This window comes from Pseudomonas sp. MPFS (genome assembly GCF_022537035.1).
Classification (GTDB): Bacteria; Pseudomonadota; Gammaproteobacteria; order Pseudomonadales; family Pseudomonadaceae; genus Aquipseudomonas; species Aquipseudomonas sessilinigenes.
Genome location: NZ_CP066123.1, coordinates 6684238 through 6702219, shown reverse-complemented (window position 1 = coordinate 6702219; position 17982 = coordinate 6684238). Strand labels below are relative to the sequence as shown.

15 protein-coding genes are annotated in these 17982 nt (G+C 62.8%); 10 read left to right on the top strand and 5 right to left on the bottom strand.

Annotated features, from left to right (window positions below; genetic code table 11):
• Positions 1-139: 139 nt before the first annotated feature.
• Entirely contained in the window at positions 140-1516 is a 1377-nt protein-coding gene (locus tag I9018_RS30850; RefSeq protein ID WP_068575403.1) for a glutamine synthetase family protein, read from the bottom strand.
• A 278-nt stretch (positions 1517-1794) separates the two neighbouring features.
• On the opposite strand from I9018_RS30850, the gene I9018_RS30845 reads away from it, so the two are divergent.
• The 8 genes from I9018_RS30845 (at position 1795) to I9018_RS30810 (ending at position 10990) form a co-directional block, all read left to right on the top strand.
• Positions 1795-2577, top strand: a complete 783-nt coding sequence (locus I9018_RS30845) for a gamma-glutamyl-gamma-aminobutyrate hydrolase family protein (RefSeq protein ID WP_068575404.1) — start codon at positions 1795-1797, stop codon at positions 2575-2577.
• A gap of 38 nt (positions 2578-2615) precedes the next feature.
• Entirely contained in the window at positions 2616-3974 is a 1359-nt protein-coding gene (locus I9018_RS30840; protein WP_068575405.1) for a glutamine synthetase family protein, read from the top strand.
• A 56-nt stretch (positions 3975-4030) separates the two neighbouring features.
• Positions 4031-5395, top strand: coding sequence for an aspartate aminotransferase family protein (locus I9018_RS30835; protein ID WP_124347134.1), 1365 nt, complete (start codon positions 4031-4033; stop codon positions 5393-5395).
• Between the two features lie 180 nt (positions 5396-5575).
• The gene (locus tag I9018_RS30830; protein WP_068575407.1) at positions 5576-6688 is read left to right on the top strand and encodes a polyamine ABC transporter substrate-binding protein; all 1113 of its coding nucleotides are present in this window, start codon (positions 5576-5578) and stop codon (positions 6686-6688) included.
• 189 nt (positions 6689-6877) lie between these two features.
• The gene (locus tag I9018_RS30825) at positions 6878-7972 is read left to right on the top strand and encodes a polyamine ABC transporter substrate-binding protein (protein WP_241108265.1); all 1095 of its coding nucleotides are present in this window, start codon (positions 6878-6880) and stop codon (positions 7970-7972) included.
• 71 nt (positions 7973-8043) lie between these two features.
• Positions 8044-9186, top strand: a complete 1143-nt coding sequence (gene potA, locus I9018_RS30820; RefSeq protein ID WP_241108264.1) for a polyamine ABC transporter ATP-binding protein — start codon at positions 8044-8046, stop codon at positions 9184-9186.
• Positions 9183-10103, top strand: coding sequence for an ABC transporter permease subunit (locus tag I9018_RS30815; protein WP_022641702.1), 921 nt, complete (start codon positions 9183-9185; stop codon positions 10101-10103). Before potA ends, I9018_RS30815 begins: the two co-directional genes overlap by 4 nt.
• Entirely contained in the window at positions 10100-10990 is an 891-nt protein-coding gene (locus I9018_RS30810) for an ABC transporter permease subunit (protein WP_022641701.1), read from the top strand. The genes I9018_RS30815 and I9018_RS30810 overlap by 4 nt, the downstream gene beginning before the upstream one ends.
• Before the next feature lie 64 nt (positions 10991-11054).
• On the opposite strand, the gene I9018_RS30805 is transcribed toward I9018_RS30810, so the two are convergent.
• The gene (locus tag I9018_RS30805; protein WP_241108263.1) at positions 11055-11696 is read right to left on the bottom strand and encodes an HD domain-containing protein; all 642 of its coding nucleotides are present in this window, start codon (positions 11694-11696) and stop codon (positions 11055-11057) included.
• Between the two features lie 200 nt (positions 11697-11896).
• On the opposite strand from I9018_RS30805, the gene I9018_RS30800 reads away from it, so the two are divergent.
• Positions 11897-12865 (top strand): GlxA family transcriptional regulator, encoded by a 969-nt coding sequence (locus I9018_RS30800; RefSeq protein ID WP_241108262.1) that lies wholly within the window; start codon positions 11897-11899, stop codon positions 12863-12865.
• A gap of 27 nt (positions 12866-12892) precedes the next feature.
• On the opposite strand, the gene I9018_RS30795 is transcribed toward I9018_RS30800, so the two are convergent.
• Both I9018_RS30795 and I9018_RS30790 read right to left on the bottom strand, forming a co-directional pair.
• Positions 12893-15301, bottom strand: coding sequence for a penicillin acylase family protein (locus tag I9018_RS30795; RefSeq protein WP_241108261.1), 2409 nt, complete (start codon positions 15299-15301; stop codon positions 12893-12895).
• 95 nt (positions 15302-15396) lie between these two features.
• On the bottom strand, positions 15397-15990 hold the full coding sequence (locus tag I9018_RS30790; protein WP_124347139.1) for a DUF6436 domain-containing protein: 594 nt from the start codon (positions 15988-15990) through the stop codon (positions 15397-15399).
• A gap of 107 nt (positions 15991-16097) precedes the next feature.
• Between I9018_RS30790 and I9018_RS30785 the strand changes: the two genes are divergently transcribed.
• Positions 16098-17036 carry an alpha/beta hydrolase gene (locus I9018_RS30785; RefSeq protein WP_241108260.1) on the top strand — a complete coding sequence of 313 codons (939 nt, stop codon included), beginning with the start codon at positions 16098-16100 and terminating at the stop codon, positions 17034-17036.
• Between the two features lie 161 nt (positions 17037-17197).
• Here the strand turns inward: I9018_RS30785 and I9018_RS30780 are convergent, their stop codons facing one another.
• Positions 17198-17950 carry a DUF2059 domain-containing protein gene (locus I9018_RS30780; RefSeq protein ID WP_241108259.1) on the bottom strand — a complete coding sequence of 251 codons (753 nt, stop codon included), beginning with the start codon at positions 17948-17950 and terminating at the stop codon, positions 17198-17200.
• Positions 17951-17982: the final 32 nt, after the last annotated feature.

The window sequence follows — 17982 nt, the reverse complement described above, 5'->3', positions numbered from 1 at the left end:
GGTCTCCTGTTGGACAGCCGGCATTGTACGCCAGAGGATTGGGCTCCCTGTAGCGGCAACCGAGCGCCGTAGTTGCGGATCACGGGCATAAAAAACGCCGCGGGCCATGGGCTGCGCGGCGTTCTTTGCTGCAGGCCGTTCAGACGGTGTGCAGGTACCAGTTGTACTCGAGGTCGGAGATGGAGTGTTCGAACTCCTCCAGCTCGCTTTCCTTGCAGGCAACGAAGATATCGATGTACTTCGGATCGATGTACTTGTTGAGGATCTCGCTGTCGTCCAGCTCGCGCAGGGCATCGCGCAGGTTGTTCGGCAGGCTCTGTTCCACCTGCTCGTAGGCGTTACCCTCGATTGGCGTGCTTGGCTCGACCTTGTTGGTCAGGCCGTGATGCACGCCCGCCAGCACCGAAGCCATCAGCAGGTAGGGGTTGGCATCGGCGCCGGCCACACGGTGCTCGATACGTACCGCATCCGGTGCGCCCGTCGGTACGCGCAGCGCTACGGTACGGTTGTCCAGGCCCCAGCTCGGAGCGTTGGGGACGTAGAACTGGGCACCGAAACGGCGGTACGAGTTGACGTTCGGGCACAGGAAGGCCATCGACGCGGGTAGGGTCTCGAGCACACCGCCGATCGCGTGACGCAGCGCGGCGTTCTGCTCGGGATCCTCACTGGTGAAGATGTTCTTGCCATCCTTGTCCAGCACCGAGATATGGACGTGCAGGCCGTTGCCCGCCTGGCCCGGATAAGGCTTGGCCATGAAGGTGGTGTCCATCTCATGGTCGTAGGCGATGTTCTTGATCAGGCGCTTGAGCAGCACCGCGTAATCGCAGGCCTTGAGCGGGTCGGCGACGTGGTGCAGGTTCACTTCGAACTGGGCCGGGGCGCTTTCCTTGACGATGGCGTCGGCCGGGATGCCTTGTTCCTTGGCGCCTTCGAGGATGTCCTGCAGGCAGTCGACGTATTCGTCCAGATCGTCGATCAGGTAGACCTGGGTGGATTGCGGGCGCTTGCCGGAGATCGGCGAGCGTGGGGGTTGTGGGCGACCGTTCACGTTCTCCTGGTCGATCAGGTAGAACTCCAGCTCGAACGCCGCGCAGATGGTCAGGCCCAGTTCGTCGAACTTGCTCACCACCTGGCGCAGGACCTCACGAGGGTCGGCGAAGAACGGATCGCCTTCCAACTCGTGCATGGTCATCAACAGTTGTGCAGTGGGGCGCTTCTGCCAGGGTTCGTTGGAGAGCGTATCGGGGATTGGATAGCAGATGCGGTCAGCGTCACCGATATCCAGGCCCAGGCCGGTGCTTTCCACCGTGGAGCCATTGATATCCAGAGCAAAGAGGGAAGCCGGGAGGTTGATGCCTTTCTCGTAAACCTTGTGGAGGCTGGTGCGTTCGATGCGCTTGCCGCGCACCACACCATTCATATCCGCAATCAGAAGGTCGACGTACAGAACCTCAGGATGTTCCTTAAGGAACGCGTTCGCTTCGTTCAGCTGAACGGCACGCGGGGGTACCGACATGATGCAACACCTTTGTTGTTAAAAATATCAATCATTGATCTTTTCTGGTTTCAGTCAACCCGAACGGCATGCCGAAGTCAAGCAAGGCCTTTTTTGCCCTAATAAAGGGCTGGCAGGGTGTTTTTGCAGTAAAACAGGGCGCTTTTGCGAGTTCGGGCACCCTGGCTACCCTTGGTTTGAACAGGCTGTGTTGTATCTTTTACAGGGGTGTTGTGTAAAAAAATGAACAAGGCTAAGCTCGGGCCAAACCCATAACATCAATAATACCGGGGTGTTTCATGTCTCGCCTGCCGTTAATCGGCGTCACCGCCTGCTCTAGGCAGATCGGTTCGCACGCTTATCACATCAGTGGCGACGAGTATGTCCAGGCAGTAGCCACCGCGGCCCAGGGCCTGCCGGTGATCCTCGCGTCCATGGCGCAGCTGCTTGCCCCGTCCGATATTCTGGACGGTCTGGACGGTATCCTCTTTACCGGCTCCCCTTCCAATATCGAACCTTTCCACTATCAGGGCCAGGCCAGCGAGCCTGGAACTGCTCATGATTCTGCACGGGATGCCGCCACCCTGCCGCTGCTCGATGCCGCCGTCGAGGCGGGCGTCCCGGTTCTGGGGATTTGCCGCGGCTTCCAGGAGATGAATGTCGCTCTGGGCGGCAGCCTGCACCAGAGCGTGCACCAGGTGCCGCCGTTCATGGACCACCGGCATGCCGAGGTGCCCGGCCAACCCCTGGACGCCTGGTATGCGCCGGCCCACGAGCTGTTCATCGAGGCCGATGGAGTACTGGCGGGGCTGGGGCTACCGGAAACAATCCAAGTCAACTCGATCCATGCCCAGGGCATCGAGCGCCTGGCCCCGGGGTTGAAGGTCGAGGCCCGGGCTCCGGATGGGCTGATCGAGGCTGTTTCCGTCGAGGCGAGCAAGGCTTTTGCTTTGGGGGTGCAATGGCACCCCGAATGGCAGGTAAGCTGCAATCCTCACTACCTGGCCATCTTCCGGGCTTTTGGTGATGCCTGCCGCAAGCGGGCAAAACAGCGCGACGCCGAAGCGTCATACAACGCCTGACTTAATAGAGAGTCAGGAAACTCAGCCTAGAGGCATTTATGAGTAACAACCTCGACCAGCTCACCGATTGGTTGAAAGACCACAAGATCACAGAAGTCGAATGCATGATCGGCGATCTGACCGGCATCACCCGGGGAAAGATCTCGCCGACCAACAAGTTCATCGCCGAAAAAGGCATGCGCCTGCCCGAGAGCGTGCTACTGCAGACCGTCACCGGCGACTATGTCGAAGACGACATCTATTACGAGCTGCTGGACCCGGCGGACATCGACATGATCTGTCGCCCCGACCATAACGCGGTCTATCTCGTACCCTGGGCCATAGAGCCCACGGCCCAGGTGATCCACGATACCTACGACAAGCAGGGCAACCCCATCGAGCTGTCGCCGCGCAACGTGCTCAAGAAGGTCCTGAAACTCTATGCCGACCATGGCTGGCAGCCGATCGTGGCGCCGGAAATGGAGTTCTACCTGACCAAGCGCAGCGAGGACCCCGACTACCCGTTGCAGCCGCCGGTGGGCCGTTCCGGCCGTCCGGAAACCGGGCGCCAGTCTTTCTCCATCGAAGCGGCCAACGAATTCGACCCACTGTTCGAGGATGTCTACGACTGGTGCGAACTGCAGGAGCTGGACCTCGATACCCTGATCCACGAAGACGGCACGGCGCAGATGGAAATCAACTTCCGTCACGGCGACGCCCTGTCCCTGGCCGACCAGATCCTGGTGTTCAAGCGCACCATGCGCGAAGCGGCGCTCAAGCACGATGTGGCGGCCACCTTCATGGCCAAGCCCATGACCGGCGAGCCGGGCAGTGCCATGCACCTGCACCAGAGCATCATCGACATCAACACGGGCAAGAACGTCTTCTCCAATGAAGACGGGACCATGAGCCAGCTGTTCCTCAATCACATTGGCGGCTTGCAGAAATTCATCCCCGAGCTGCTGCCGCTGTTCGCCCCCAACGTCAACTCGTTCCGCCGTTTCCTGCCCGACACCTCGGCGCCGGTGAACGTCGAGTGGGGCGAGGAGAACCGTACCGTGGGCCTGCGGGTGCCGGATGCCGGGCCGCAGAACCGCCGGGTGGAAAACCGCCTGCCGGGTGCCGACGCCAATCCCTACCTGGCGATCGCCGCCAGCCTGCTGTGCGGCTTCATCGGCATGGTCGAGGGGCACAACCCGAGTGCGCCAGTGGTGGGCCGTGGCTACGAGCGCCGCAACCTGCGCCTGCCGCTGACCATCGAGGACGCACTGGAACGGATGGAAAACAGCAAGACCATCGAGAAGTACCTGGGCCACAAATTCATCACCGGCTACGTCGCGGTCAAACGGGCCGAGCATGAAAACTTCAAGCGCGTGATCAGTTCCTGGGAGAGGGAATTCCTGTTGTTCGCCGTCTGATACGCCGGGCGCCGCTGTCCGGCGGTGGCGCCTTCACTGACACTAAGGAGACATTGATGACTCATAAAAACCCGCAAACCCGCGAGTGGCAAACCCTCAGCAGTGATCACCACCTGGCACCCTTCAGCGACTTCAATCAACTGAAGGAGAAGGGGCCGCGAATCATCACCCATGCCAAGGGCGTGTACCTGTGGGACAGTGAAGGCAACCAGATTCTCGACGGCATGGCCGGGCTGTGGTGCGTGGCCGTCGGCTACGGTCGTGACGAACTGGCCGAGGTGGCCAGCAAGCAGATGCGCGAACTGCCGTACTACAACCTGTTCTTCCAGACTGCCCACCCACCGGCGCTGGAACTGGCCAAGGCGATCATCGACGTGGCCCCCAAGGGCATGAGCCATGTGTTCTTCACCGGCTCCGGCTCCGAGGGCAACGACACCGTGCTGCGCATGGTGCGCCATTACTGGGCGCTCAAGGGCAAGCCGCAGAAGCAGACCATCATCGGCCGCATCAACGGCTACCACGGTTCCACGGTAGCTGGCGCCAGCCTGGGCGGCATGAGCGGCATGCACGAGCAGGGCGGCCTGCCGATTCCCGGCATCGTGCATATCCCGCAGCCATATTGGTTCGGCGAAGGCGGCGACATGACGCCGGATGAGTTCGGCGTGTGGGCTGCCGAGCAACTGGAGAAGAAAATCCTCGAAGTCGGCGAAGACAACGTTGCCGCCTTCATTGCCGAGCCGATCCAGGGCGCTGGCGGTGTGATCATCCCTCCGGAAACCTACTGGCCGAAGATCAAGGAAATCCTCGCCAAGTACGAGATCCTGTTCGTCGCCGACGAAGTGATCTGCGGCTTCGGTCGCACCGGCCAATGGTTCGGCGCCGACTACTATGACCTGGCGCCTGACCTCATGACCATCGCCAAGGGCCTGACCTCCGGTTACATCCCCATGGGCGGTGTGATCGTACGTGACACCGTGGCCAAGGTGCTCAGCGAGGGCGGTGACTTCAACCACGGCTTCACCTATTCCGGCCACCCGGTGGCAGCAGCGGTGGGCCTGGAAAACATCCGTATCCTGCGCGAAGAGAAAATCGTCGAGAAGGTACATAGCCAGACGGCACCGTATTTGCAGAAGCGTCTGCGTGAGCTCGGCGACCACCCGCTGGTGGGCGAAGTTCGTGGCCTGGGGATGTTGGGGGCAATCGAATTGGTCAAGGACAAGGCCACCCGGGCGCGCTACGAGGGCCGAGGCGTGGGCATGATTTGCCGGCAGTTCTGCTTCGACAACGGCCTGATCATGCGCGCCGTGGGCGACACCATGATCATTGCCCCGTCGCTGGTGATCAGCGAGGCGGAAATCGACGAGTTGGTGGCCAAGGCGCGTAAGTGCCTGGACCTGACCTTGAGTGTCCTGCAGGGCTGAGTGCTAGGCTTTGGGCGCGGTGCTTGCGGGCACCGTGTCCAGGGCAGATTAAAGGCCGACTTTTCTTGAAAGCCGGCCTTGGATCTTGCCAGACTACCCGCCGTTTTTAGTGGCCCGGAACCTGGTCCTGGCTCCTGATCACCGAGAATGTGGTTAAAAAGAATAATTGGAGCATTACGCATGAAGGCATTAGGTAAGAAGTTAGCTGGCAAGACCCTCCTCGCCATGTCCCTGATGGGCGTGATGGCGGCGGCAGCACAGGCGGACGATAAAGTGCTGCACGTATACAACTGGTCCGACTACATTGCTCCAGACACCATCAAGAAGTTTGAAGCCGAGTCGGGTATCAAGGTTGTCTATGACGTTTTCGACAGCAATGAAACCCTGGAAGCCAAGTTGCTCGCCGGCAAGTCCGGTTACGACGTGGTAGTGCCTTCCAACAACTTCCTGGCCAAGCAGATCAAGGCCGGTGTCTACCAGGACCTGGACAAGTCCAAGTTGCCGAACTGGAAGAACCTCAACGAGTCGCTGCTCAAGGCGGTATCGGTGAGTGACCCGGGCAACAAGCATGCCTTCCCTTACATGTGGGGTTCGATCGGCATCGGCTTCAACGCCGAGAAGGTCAAGGCTGCGCTGGGTGCCGATGCTCCCACCAACTCCTGGGACCTGTTGTTCAAGCCGGAAAACGCCGAGAAGTTGAAGTCCTGCGGTATCAGCTTCCTCGATTCGCCGACCGAGATGATCCCGGTGGCGCTGCACTACCTGGGCTATCCGACCGACAGCCAGGACAAGAAGCAACTGGACGAGGCTGAGAAGCTGTTCCTCAAGATCCGTCCTTCGATCGGCTACTTCCACTCCTCCAAATACATCTCGGACCTGGCCAACGGCAATATCTGCGTAGCCGTGGGTTACTCGGGTGACATCTACCAGGCCAAGGCCCGCGCTGCGGAAGCCGGTGACAAGGTCAAGGTCAGCTATAACATTCCCAAGGAAGGTGCTGGCAGCTTCTACGACATGGTGGCCATTCCCAAGGACGCAGAGAACGTCGAGGGTGCCTACAAGTTCATGACGTTCCTGCAGAAGCCGGAAATCATGGCCGAGATCACCAACGCCGTGCGCTTCCCCAACGGTAACGCGGCTGCAACCCCACTGGTCGATAAAGACATCACCAGCGATCCAGGCGTTTACCCACCGGCTGAAGTCCAGGCCAAGCTGTATGCGATCGCCGACCTGCCGGCCGCAACCCAGCGCATCCTGACTCGCAGCTGGACCAAGATCAAATCCGGCAAGTAAGCCGATTTTCAGCAAGACCTGTTGCCGTTGTCGTGACGACGACGGCAACAGGAAACAAATAAATGACAGAAAGTTTTGCTGGATTGGTTTATCGAGGGTAAGTTGCGCGCCGGTTTTGTTGCTGGGCAGCTTGGGGGCTGTCAGGTAGCTCGGAGCAACTTGGGCCCAACTATTTAAGAGGACCTCCACTTGCCTATTTCTTTATTTCGCAAAGCCATGCTGGTCGCCGCCAGCCTGACGCTGGTGGCAGGCGTTCAGGCGGCACCGACGGTGCATATTTATAACTGGTCCGACTACATCGGTCAGAGCACCCTGTCTGAGTTTGAAAAGACCACGGGTATCAAGCCGCTGTATGACGTATTCGATTCCAATGAAACCCTGGAAGGCAAGTTGCTGGCCGGTCGTACCGGTTATGACGTGGTAGTGCCGTCCAACCACTTCCTGGGCAAGCAGATCAAGGCCGGGGCGTTCCAGAAGCTCGACAAGAGCCTGTTGCCCAACTATGCCAACCTCGACCCGAAGTTGCTCAAGCGCCTTGAAGCCAACGACCCGGGCAACCAATACGCGGTGCCCTATTTGTGGGGCACCAACGGCATTGGCTACAACGTCGAGAAAGTGAAGGCCGCCCTGGGTGTGGACAAGATCGACTCCTGGAGCGCCCTGTTCGAGCCGGAGAACATCAAGAAGCTCAGCGGCTGCGGCGTGGCCTTCCTCGATTCCGCCGACGAAATGATGCCCACGGTGCTCAACTACCTGGGGCTGGACGCCAACAGCACCAACCCTCAGGACTACAAGAAGGCCGAGGCCAAGCTCCTGGCGGTACGTCCCTACGTGACCTACTTCCACTCGTCCAAGTACATCTCTGACCTGGCCAACGGCAATATCTGCGTGGCCGTCGGCTTTTCCGGCGACGTGTTCCAGGCCCGGGCCCGGGCCGCCGATGCCGGCAAGGGCGTGAACATCGCCTACACCATTCCCAAGGAAGGCGGCGCCCTGTGGTTCGACATGCTGGCCATCCCCAAGGACTCGAGCAACGTCAAGGAGGCTCACGCCTTCATCAACTATTTGCTGCAACCTGAGGTGATCGCCCAGGTCAGTGATTATGTCGGTTATGCCAACCCCAACCCCGGGTCGGACAAGTTGATGGACCAGTCCATCCGCACCGATGAAGCGGTTTATCCACCGCAGGCCGTGCTCGACAAGACTTACGTGTCCATAGAGTTGCCAGCCAGTATCCAACGCTTGATGAACCGCAGCTGGACCAAGGTCAAGACGGGTAAATAGTTCTACAGGCTCAAACTATCCGGGACCCGTCCACCAGGGGCGGGCTGAAAATTTTGTTGGGAGTTTCGCAAATGGCAGTTGCCTCCGGCGCCTATAAGAAAGCCCTCGAGGGCGACCAGACACCCAAGCAGGTGCTGGTCAAGATCGACCGGGTCACGAAGAAGTTCGACGAGACGGTGGCCGTGGACGATGTGTCCCTGGAGATCAAGAAAGGCGAGATCTTCGCCCTGCTGGGCGGCTCCGGTTCGGGCAAGTCCACCCTGCTGCGCATGCTGGCCGGCTTCGAGCGGCCTACCGAGGGGCGGATCTTCCTCGATGGCGTGGACATTACCGACATGCCGCCCTACGAGCGGCCGATCAACATGATGTTCCAGTCCTATGCGCTGTTCCCGCACATGACCGTGGCGCAGAACATCGCCTTCGGCCTCAAGCAGGACAAGATCCCGACGGCGGAGATCGACGCCCGGGTGGCGGAGATGCTCAAGCTGGTGCAGATGAGCCAGTACGCCAAGCGCAAGCCGCACCAGCTCTCCGGCGGCCAGCGCCAGCGCGTGGCCCTGGCCCGCTCCCTGGCCAAGCGACCCAAGCTGCTGCTGCTCGACGAGCCCATGGGCGCCCTGGACAAGAAGCTGCGCTCGCAGATGCAACTGGAGCTGGTGGAGATCATCGAGCGCGTAGGCGTGACCTGCGTGATGGTGACCCACGACCAGGAAGAGGCCATGACCATGGCCGAGCGCATCGCCATCATGCACCTGGGCTGGATCGCCCAGATCGGCAGCCCGATCGATATCTACGAGACCCCGGTCAGCCGCCTGGTCTGCGAGTTCATCGGCAACGTCAACATCTTCGAGGGCGAAGTGGTGGACGATGCCGAAGGCCATGCCTTGATTACTTGCAAGGACGTGGACCGCAACATCTACATCGGCCACGGCATCAGCACCTCGGTCCAGGACAAGTCGGTGACCTACGCCATCCGCCCGGAAAAACTCCTGGTGACCGCCGAGATGCCGACCTGCGAGTACAACTGGTCCAGTGGCAAGGTCCACGACATCGCCTACCTGGGCGGCCACTCGGTGTTCTACGTTGAGCTGCCGAGCGGCAAGCTGGTGCAATCCTTCGTCGCCAACGCCGAGCGCCGCGGGGCGCGGCCGACCTGGGGTGACCAGGTCTACGTGTGGTGGGAAGACGACAGCGGCGTGGTACTGCGCTCATGAACATGCGAAAGCTCAAGCGCCGACTCGACCGAATAATTCCCGGAGGCCGCCAGCTGGTCATCGGGATTCCGTTCATCTGGCTGTTCCTGTTCTTCATGCTGCCGTTCTTCATCGTCCTGAAGATCAGCTTCGCCGAAGCGGACGTGGCCATCCCGCCGTACACCGAGATCTACAGCTACGTCGACCAGAAGCTGCAGATCCTGCTGAACCTGGGCAACTACGCGATGCTCGGGGACGACGAGCTGTACATCGCCGCCTACCTCGGCTCGCTGAAGATGGCATTCATCAGCACCATCCTCTGCCTGCTGATCGGCTACCCGATGGCCTATGCCATCGCCAGTGCCCGCAAGGAAATGCAGACCGTGCTGGTGCTGCTGATCATGATGCCGACCTGGACCGCGATCCTGATCCGCGTCTATGCCTGGATGGGCATCCTGAGCAACAACGGCCTGCTCAACGGCTTCCTGATGTCCATGGGCTGGATCAGCGAGCCGCTGCAGATCCTCAACACCAACACCGCGGTGTACATCGGCGTGGTCTATTCCTACCTGCCGTTCATGGTGCTGCCGCTGTACGCCAACCTGGTCAAGCATGACCCAAGCCTGCTGGAAGCCGCCGCCGACCTGGGGTCGGGGACCTTCAACAGCTTCTGGAGGATCACCGTACCGCTGTCCAAGAACGGCATCATCGCCGGCTGCATGCTGGTGTTCATCCCGGTGGTGGGTGAATTCGTGATTCCTGAATTGCTCGGTGGTCCGGAGACCCTGATGATCGGCAAGGTGCTGTGGCAGGAGTTCTTCAACAACCGTGACTGGCCGGTGGCCTCGGCCCTGGCGGTGGTGATGCTGGCGATCCTGATCGTGCCGATCATCCTGTTCAACCGTAGCCAGGCCAAAGAAATGGAGGCCAAGGAATGAAGCGCTTCAGTTTCTCCAACCTGATGCTGGTCCTGGGCCTGCTGTTCATCTACCTGCCGATGCTGATCCTGGTGATCTACTCGTTCAACGCCTCGCGGCTGGTGACGGTGTGGGGCGGTTGGTCGGTCAGCTGGTATGTCGGCCTGCTGGACAACACCCAGTTGATGGGCTCGGTGCTGCGCTCCCTGGAGATCGCCTGCTACACCGCCGTGGCGGCGGTGGCCCTGGGCACCCTGGCGGCGTTCGTCATGACCCGGATCAGCCGCTTCAAGGGGCGCACCCTGTTCGGCGGCCTGGTCACCGCGCCGCTGGTGATGCCCGAGGTGATTACCGGCCTGTCGCTGTTGCTGCTGTTCGTGGCCATGGCCCAGGCCATCGGCTGGCCCCAGGAGCGTGGCATCGCCACCATCTGGATCGCCCATACCACCTTCTGTGCCGCCTACGTGGCGGTGGTGGTGTCGGCGCGCCTGCGCGAGCTGGACCTGTCCATCGAAGAAGCGGCCATGGACCTGGGCGCGCGGCCGTTCAAGGTGTTCTTCCTGATCACCATCCCGATGATCGCCCCGTCCCTGGCGGCGGGCGGCATGATGTCCTTCGCCCTGTCCCTGGACGACCTGGTGCTGGCCAGCTTCGTGTCCGGCCCGGGCTCCACCACCTTGCCGATGGAAGTCTTCTCGGCAGTGCGCCTGGGGGTCAAGCCGGAGATCAACGCCGTGGCCAGCCTGATCCTGCTGGCGGTGTCCCTGGTGACCTTCCTGGTCTGGTTCTTCAGCCGGCGTGCCGAAGAGGCCCGCAAGCGGGCGATCCAGCAAGCCATCGAAGAGAGCGCCGCCGATTCCTGGAAACAGCCGGACGTGCGTCGGCCCAAGGCGCCGCAAGCCGCTTGAGCCTGTTGCAATAGCACAACGCCCCTTTCCAGGGGCGTTGTGGTTTCTGGCCTCGTATCCTGGTTCAGGAAACCCAGGGCGAGCGGCGAATCACTTCGACGAAGTTCGTCGGCTGGAACCCAGGCTGCTGGTCGGCCAGGACATCGGTCTTGACGTTGCCGAAGGTGGTCTGCGGCCGATGGCGCAGGCCGTCGGCGAATGCGCAGATGATGCACTCCTTGAAACCTTCGCCCCGGGGATGGGCATGCACCACCGCCTCGCGCTGGGCGCTGGGGAAGGCCGCGTAGTCGATGCCCAGGACGTCCATCTCGACCCCGGCTGTGACCAGGGCCACGGTGGGGCGCAGGTGCTGGGGGATGCCGGGAGTGGTATGCAGGGCGATGGACAGCCAGACTTGCTCGATATCGTCGTCGCTCAGCCCGTAGGGCTTGAGGAAGTCCCGGGCGGCATTGGCGCCGTCGACTTCGAAGCGCTGGTCGTCGCTGCGGTGGCCGGGCAGCAGGCCCAGGTCGTGGAACATCGCGCCGACGTACAGCAGCTGTGGGTCGTATTGCAACTGGCGGCGTTCGCCGCTCAGGGCACCGAACAGGAACACCCTACGCGAGTGGTGGTACAGCAAGTCGGATTCGATATCGCGAATGTAGTCGGTGGTGGCCCGGGCCAGGGCGCTGTCGGGAATCTTGATCCCGGCGATGGTGGAGCTCATGGGGCGGTCCTCGTGGCGGGCGCCGTACTGGCGCTGGAGCCCAGAGTCTGTGCCTGGCCGGGCATGGGGACAATCGATCCGGGGCTGCGATCCGGGCCAACCTGGGGGCATTTACGGCCATGGGCTGTCGCCTCGGGGGCCTGGTTGCGACAATCCAGCGTCGGGCTTGCCTGCCCGGCCCATAGAAGAAGGTGCGTGCCATGGCCAGATCCGTTGCCATCCTGGTGTTTCCCGGTGTCCAGGCCCTCGATGTGACGGGCCCCATGGACGTATTTTGCGAGGCCAATCGGTTCTTGCCGGTCGAAGACCATTACCGCCTGGAGGTGATCGGGCTCCAGGCCGGCGCGCAGGTTTGCTCCAACGGCCTGGTGCTGCAGGCCCGGCGCTCCTTCGAAGAGGCTGTGGAAGCCTTCGACCTGTTGCTGGTGGCGGGTGGGCCGCAAGTCCCCGGCAGCGACTTCGGTCCGGCCTTCGACGCCTGGCTGCGCGGGGCTTGTGCCCGGGCCGCGGGCTTCGGTTCGATCTGCAACGGCGCGTTCATCCTGGCTCGGGCAGGCCTGCTGGAGGGACGCACGGTGACCACCCACTGGAGCGATGCGCCGGCGCTCGCGGCCTCGTATCCCTCGACTCGGGTCGAGGTCGATCGCCTGTATGTCGAGGACGACAGGCTGTTTACCTCGGCGGGGGTCACCGCCGGCATCGACCTGTCGTTGTATCTGCTGGCCAAGGACTGGGGCGCCGAGGTGGCCTTGAACGTGGCCAAGCGCCTGGTGGTGTTTACCCAGCGTGCCGGAGGCCAGTCGCAGTTCAGCCCGTTCCTGCTGCCCCAGGCTACAGCCACCTCCGTCGTGGCCCAGGTCCAGCAACATGTGCTGGATCACCTGCAGGACAACCTGAGTATCGGCGAGCTGGCGCGTGCGGCGCGCATGAGTCCACGCAACTTTTCCCGGGTCTTTGTTCGTGAGGCTGGAATAACCCCGGCACAGTTCGTCGAGCGGGCGCGGGTAGATGCCGCTCGGGCGCTGCTGGAGCGCTCGTCGGCGCCGCTCAAGACCCTGGCCTATCGCTGCGGGTTTCGCGATGCCCAGCACCTGCTCCGTGTGTTCAAGCGCCGCCTGGGGCTGACCCCGCAGCAGTTCCGGGCGAACTTCGCCCCGCCGTCCTGGTAGCCAGCGGCGGCTACCAGGGCGCCTGGTTCAGGGGCGGCGGGCCGGCAGCAGCTTCAGGGTGCTGCGGGTGTTGGCAGTGACTTCCTCTTCGCTGAAGTGCGCCTGCTGGTAAACCCCTTCGATGTAGGCCTCGGCCTGGTCGTCATAGTGCTTGTCGAACAGCACCCCGCTCTGGCCGACCGGGTTGATGGTCAGGCTATGGGCCGGATCGGCGAAGTCGATGATGCGCCGGGTCGAAGGGCCGTAGACCACCGACCAGGGGGCCGGGCCGATCTTGCTGGTGAGGTTGTTCGGCACCTCATGGCTGCCGGGGGCTTCCAGGGGGCCGACGTTGAACACGCGGTCCAGGGGTTTTTGCATGCCCAGCGGATGAACATGGGTCAGGGTGTGGGCAGTGCCCCAGCGCCATTGCGCCGGGTTCGGCCCCAGGGTGCGCTTGAGGTGGTCGAGGCTGGCGCGCCAGGCCACTTTCACCGTGTCGGCCCGGGTTTCACGCTGGGCGGTGGCACGGTTGTCCCACCAGGGTGAATCGGGGTCTGCCGCCAGGCGTGGCAGGGCGGCATCCACAACGCGGGCCTGGATCAGCGCATCGAAAAAAGCATCGCCGAGCTTTTCATGGAAGGTGGCGTTGGCCAGTTCGAACAGGAACTGGTTGAACAGGGTGGCGCTGGTGGATTCCAGTGGATAGTCGCCTTGCCATTGCGCCAGTTGCTCCACCAGCTTGAGTTCCTCTGGGGCGCTGACCACTTCACGCAGTACTGGCAGCAGAGGTGCCAACAGGCGCGGACCGTAGGCGGTGGTGGTGCCCAGTTGCAGCTTCTGGGTGTTCTCCAGGTCCCATTTCACGCTCTTGTCGCTGAGTTGGCGATCCAGCTGCTGGCCGCGGTCGGGCAGGTTGTAGTAGCCGGGGATCTCCATGCCGGTGGGCGAGACTGGCTGGAAGTTGGCCGAGACGATGTAGCCCCGGGCCGGGTTCTCTTCCTGGGGATTGGCGCTGAAGGGGTAGAAGCCATCCTTGTCCGCCATGGCGGTGCTGCCGTCGAGGATGAAGGCCGGCTTGGCGCCGGCCGGGCGCTTGGGCAGCAGCGCCGAGGCCCACCAGCCGATATCGCCCTTGGCATTGGCCCAGACGATATTCAGCCCGGGTGCGTGGACCTTGGCCGCCGCGGCGCGGACCTTGGCCAGGGTGTCGGCGCGGTTGAGCTGGTAGAAGCCATCGAGTATCGGGTTGGGGGTCTCCAGGAAACCCCACCACATGGCCACCGGGGCCTTGCCCACGGTGCTGCCGAGCATGTCGTTGATGATCGGGCCATGGGGCGACTGGCGCAGGGTCAAGGTCACCGGTGCCTGGCCCTTGACGGCGATCTGCTGCTGGCTGCTGGCCAGGTCGACCCACTGCTCGTGATACCAGACCTGGTTGGGGTTGTCCGGGTTGACCTTCTCGGCGATCAGGTCGAGATCGTCGTTCTGGAACATGGTCAGGCTCCAGCCGAAGTCCAGGTTATGGCCCAGAAACGCAAAGGGCACCAGGGCCTGGTGGTGGCCGTAGAGCTCGAAGCCCGGTGCCGACAGCTGCGCTTCGTACCACACCGACGGCAGGGAGTAGCGGATATGCGGGTCGCCGGCCAGCAGCGGGCGGCCGCTTTTGGTCCGGCTGCCGGCCACGGCCCAGGCATTGCTGCCTTCGAATTGCGGCAACCCGGCCTCCACCAGGGCTTGCTGGCTCAGGTGGGCGATGCGGCCCAGGTCCTGCCAATCAATGGTGGCCAGGGGCAGGGACGGTTGTGGCTTACCCTTGGCCAGCACGCCCTTGGGTTGCCAGTCCAGGTCGAAGATCTTCAGGTAGTCGTTGCCCAGTTCGTCGCGGATGTAGGTCAGCACGGGCTCGGAGCGAAAGGCCATGGCGAAGCTGTAGGCCATGAACCCGGCGACGCTGACAGTGTCTTCGGCGGTAAAGGGTCGCTTGCGGATGCCCAGGACGTCGAACTCCATGGGTTGGGCGTGGCTTTCCTGATACTGGTTGATACCGTCCAGATAGGCTTCCAGGGCCTTCCAGGCCGGGGACTGGCGGTCCAGCGCGGCTACGTAGCTATCGGCTCGCTCGCGGATGCGCAGGCTGCGGAACAGTTTGTCGGTATCGAGCAGCTTGGGCCCGAGGATCTCGGCCAGCTCGCCACGGGACAGGCGTCGCAGCATTTCCATCTGGAACAGACGGTCCTGGGCATGCACGTAGCCCAGCGCGCGATACAGGTCGGTTTCGTTCTCCGCGCGGATGTGCGGTACGCCGCGCTCGTCGTAGCGCACCGTGACCGAGCCTTGCAGGCCGCTGATCTCCACCTGGCCCTGACGCACCGGCTGCTTGCTGTACAGATACCCGCCGATGCCCGCCAGCAGGGCGAGGACCAACACGGCGACGACGGTCAGGCTGCGTTTCATGCGAGCTCCTTGCTGTTGTTGTGTTCAGTGCCGTCTTGCTCGGGCAGCAGACATGTAGCACATCTGGACAGCAGTGCGCAGGAGGCAGTCCTCGATTAGTCGTGAATGCCTTGGTCGTTGCCGCTGGCCCAGGGGCAGTAGCAGCCCACCGCCAGGGTATGGGTGGCGCTGACCCCGCGCTCTTCCTGCAGGGCCTGGAGAATGGGTTCGATGAAGCTGTTGCTGGAGTTGCAGGTCAGGCCTTCGCTGTAGGGGCCGAAGTAGGCCAGCTGGCCGTTGCGGTCCCAGATCGCCACGGCCGGGCTGGCGGGGATCTGTTCGGCTCCGGGCAGGTTGTGCAGGGGCTTGAGCCGGTCCAGGTTGCCTGGTAACCGATCATGGCTGCCTGGCTTTTGCACGGCGTAGAACTCCACGCCCCGGGGGCCATAGGTTTCGATCAGCTCGGCCAGGTGCTGCTGGTTGCCGACGTTGCAGGGGCAGGCCGGGTCCCAGAAGTGCACCAGGCGAATCGCTCCCGGGCCGGCCAGTTCCTCTGGCAACTGCAGGGCATCGCCGGAGAACATCGCCGTATGCTCGCTGAAGGCCCGCAGGTAGCGGCCCTGGAACCAGTCGTAGGCGCTCCACAGGACGGCGGCGCAAATCAGGACGAGCAGGCTGGCAAGCAGGGTCGTGCGGTAGGGCTGGCGCATGGGGATCGGTCCTCGAAGGTCGCGTAGCTTGCCATGCTTGCCGCGACAGATGAATATCGCAGGCCCACAAAGCCCGTTTTGCCCGGTACCCCGTTTTGGAAACATCCATGCCTACGACCTTCGACCCCGACCTCCTGCGCGCCAGCCTGCAATCACTGGCCGATGGGCAGCCCCTGTCGGATCAGGGCCAGGCCTACCAGCGTTTCTACGGCCTGGACTTCGCCGGGCGTGCGCGAGTGCCCCGCAGCCGCTTGGGGCGCTTCCAGGTGGAGGGTTATGAGGTGGTCTGCCAGGTCTGGTGGCCAGCGCAGCCGCGGGCGACGATGTTCCTGTTCCATGGCTTCTACGACCACATGGGCCTATATCGGCATGTGATCGAGTGGGCGCTGCAACGGGATTTCGTGGTGATTTCCTGTGACTTGCCCGGCCATGGCCTGTCCAGTGGCGAACGGGCCAGCATCGACGACTTCGCGGTGTACCAGCAAGTGCTGCAGGGGTTGTTCGAGCAAGCGCGGGCCCTGGAGCTGCCCACGCCCTGGCACCTGTTCGGGCAGAGCACCGGCGGGGCTATCGTCATGGATCACTTGCTCAGCCAGGGCGCGCAAAGCCCGGCCCAGGGCCAGGTGTTTCTGCTATCGCCGCTGGTCAGGCCCCGGGCGTGGGGCTGGTCGCTGCTCAGCTACTACCTGCTGCGGCCTTTCGTCACCGGCATCGCCCGGCGGTTCAGCGAGAATTCCAACGACCAGGACTTCCTCGCGTTCCTCCAGGCCGACCCCCTGCAGCCCCAGCGCCTGCCGACGGCCTGGGTCGGTGCGCTGGCGCGCTGGATCAAGCGGTTGGAGGCAGCCCCGCGCAGCAACAGGCAGCCGGTGATCGTGCAGGGGCAAGCGGACATGACCGTGGACTGGCAGCACAACCTGCAGGTGATCCGCAGCAAGTTCAATGCGCCCGAGGTGCTGATGCTGCCGGAAGCGCGGCATCACCTGGCGAATGAAGTGCCGCTGTACCGCGACCAGTATTTCGCGTTCCTGGCGCGGCACGTTTGAGCCGCAGGAGCGCGCCTGCCTTGCAGCCGTTGGCCACTGAGGCACTGGCCTGGGCCGCCAGGTTTCAAGGTCGTTGGTTGGGTAAGCGATCGCCTGGCAAGGTTCTGCGGCCCTTTGCGCCGCCTCGCAGGCTCGGCAGCGGCTACAGGTGAGTTATCGGATCAGGGCGCGAGGCTGGAGGTGTTCTGGCCTACCGCCAGGCCCGCGCGGATCGCGGCCAGGGCCGCTTGGTAATAGGCCTTGCCTTCGGCGGATTCGGCAAAAGTGGCGAACTCTTCCAGTTCGGTATCGGACAGGTCCCGGTAGACGTACAGCAGGGTGTTGTTCAAGTCGGCACCAATCTGTTGCATCAGGCGCTGGCGCTGGCCGTTGAGCATGCCCTGGGCCTGGCCGTTGCCCAGCAGGCCGGGAATCATCTGGCTCAGGCTGTCGGCCGCGACCCCGGCGATGGCCAGGGTGACTTCCGCGCCGGCCTCGCGGGCGGGCAAGGCCTGGGCCAAGTGGCCGATGATCAATTGACGGTTGTCGCTGGCCTGCATCTTCGGCAGGCCCTGGGCGTTCTTGGCCAACTGGTCGCGGCGGGTAGCCAGCAGTTCTGCGGCGACGATCTTGCGGCCCAGGGGGGATTGGAAAAAATTCAGGGCGGGAGCCGGGTCGGCCAAGTGCTGGCGTAGTTGCTCCTCGGCCCGGTTGTCCACGGCCTGGGGGGCGAAGCGCTGGTTGCTGTTATCCACCAGGGCCTGGTAGACCGCTGGCGGCAGGCTGTTCTGGTAGCGCTGCTGGGCGGCGTTGAGGGCATCGCTGAAGTGCGCGCGCTGCTGCTCCCAACCGGCGACCTTGTACAACTGGTCGTGGCTGTCTGCCCAGGCGGGCGTGGTGCAGAGGATCAACAGTGAGAAAAGCAAACGGCGCATAAGGACTCCTGTCAGCAGGCGACTATTCTCCG

What these genes read in the sequence shown, in the direction of transcription:
- I9018_RS30850 (WP_068575403.1), bottom strand. Translation starts at nt 1,516, where the DNA reads ATGTCGGTACCCCCGCGTGCCGTTCAGCTGAACGAAGCGAACGCGTTC.
- I9018_RS30845 (WP_068575404.1), top strand. Translation starts at nt 1,795, where the DNA reads ATGTCTCGCCTGCCGTTAATCGGCGTCACCGCCTGCTCTAGGCAGATC.
- I9018_RS30840 (WP_068575405.1), top strand. Translation starts at nt 2,616, where the DNA reads ATGAGTAACAACCTCGACCAGCTCACCGATTGGTTGAAAGACCACAAG.
- I9018_RS30835 (WP_124347134.1), top strand. Translation starts at nt 4,031, where the DNA reads ATGACTCATAAAAACCCGCAAACCCGCGAGTGGCAAACCCTCAGCAGT.
- I9018_RS30830 (WP_068575407.1), top strand. Translation starts at nt 5,576, where the DNA reads ATGAAGGCATTAGGTAAGAAGTTAGCTGGCAAGACCCTCCTCGCCATG.
- potA (WP_241108264.1), top strand. Translation starts at nt 8,044, where the DNA reads ATGGCAGTTGCCTCCGGCGCCTATAAGAAAGCCCTCGAGGGCGACCAG.
- I9018_RS30815 (WP_022641702.1), top strand. Translation starts at nt 9,183, where the DNA reads ATGAACATGCGAAAGCTCAAGCGCCGACTCGACCGAATAATTCCCGGA.
- I9018_RS30810 (WP_022641701.1), top strand. Translation starts at nt 10,100, where the DNA reads ATGAAGCGCTTCAGTTTCTCCAACCTGATGCTGGTCCTGGGCCTGCTG.
- I9018_RS30805 (WP_241108263.1), bottom strand. Translation starts at nt 11,696, where the DNA reads ATGAGCTCCACCATCGCCGGGATCAAGATTCCCGACAGCGCCCTGGCC.
- I9018_RS30800 (WP_241108262.1), top strand. Translation starts at nt 11,897, where the DNA reads ATGGCCAGATCCGTTGCCATCCTGGTGTTTCCCGGTGTCCAGGCCCTC.
- I9018_RS30795 (WP_241108261.1), bottom strand. Translation starts at nt 15,301, where the DNA reads ATGAAACGCAGCCTGACCGTCGTCGCCGTGTTGGTCCTCGCCCTGCTG.
- I9018_RS30790 (WP_124347139.1), bottom strand. Translation starts at nt 15,990, where the DNA reads ATGCGCCAGCCCTACCGCACGACCCTGCTTGCCAGCCTGCTCGTCCTG.
- I9018_RS30785 (WP_241108260.1), top strand. Translation starts at nt 16,098, where the DNA reads ATGCCTACGACCTTCGACCCCGACCTCCTGCGCGCCAGCCTGCAATCA.
- I9018_RS30780 (WP_241108259.1), bottom strand. Translation starts at nt 17,950, where the DNA reads ATGCGCCGTTTGCTTTTCTCACTGTTGATCCTCTGCACCACGCCCGCC.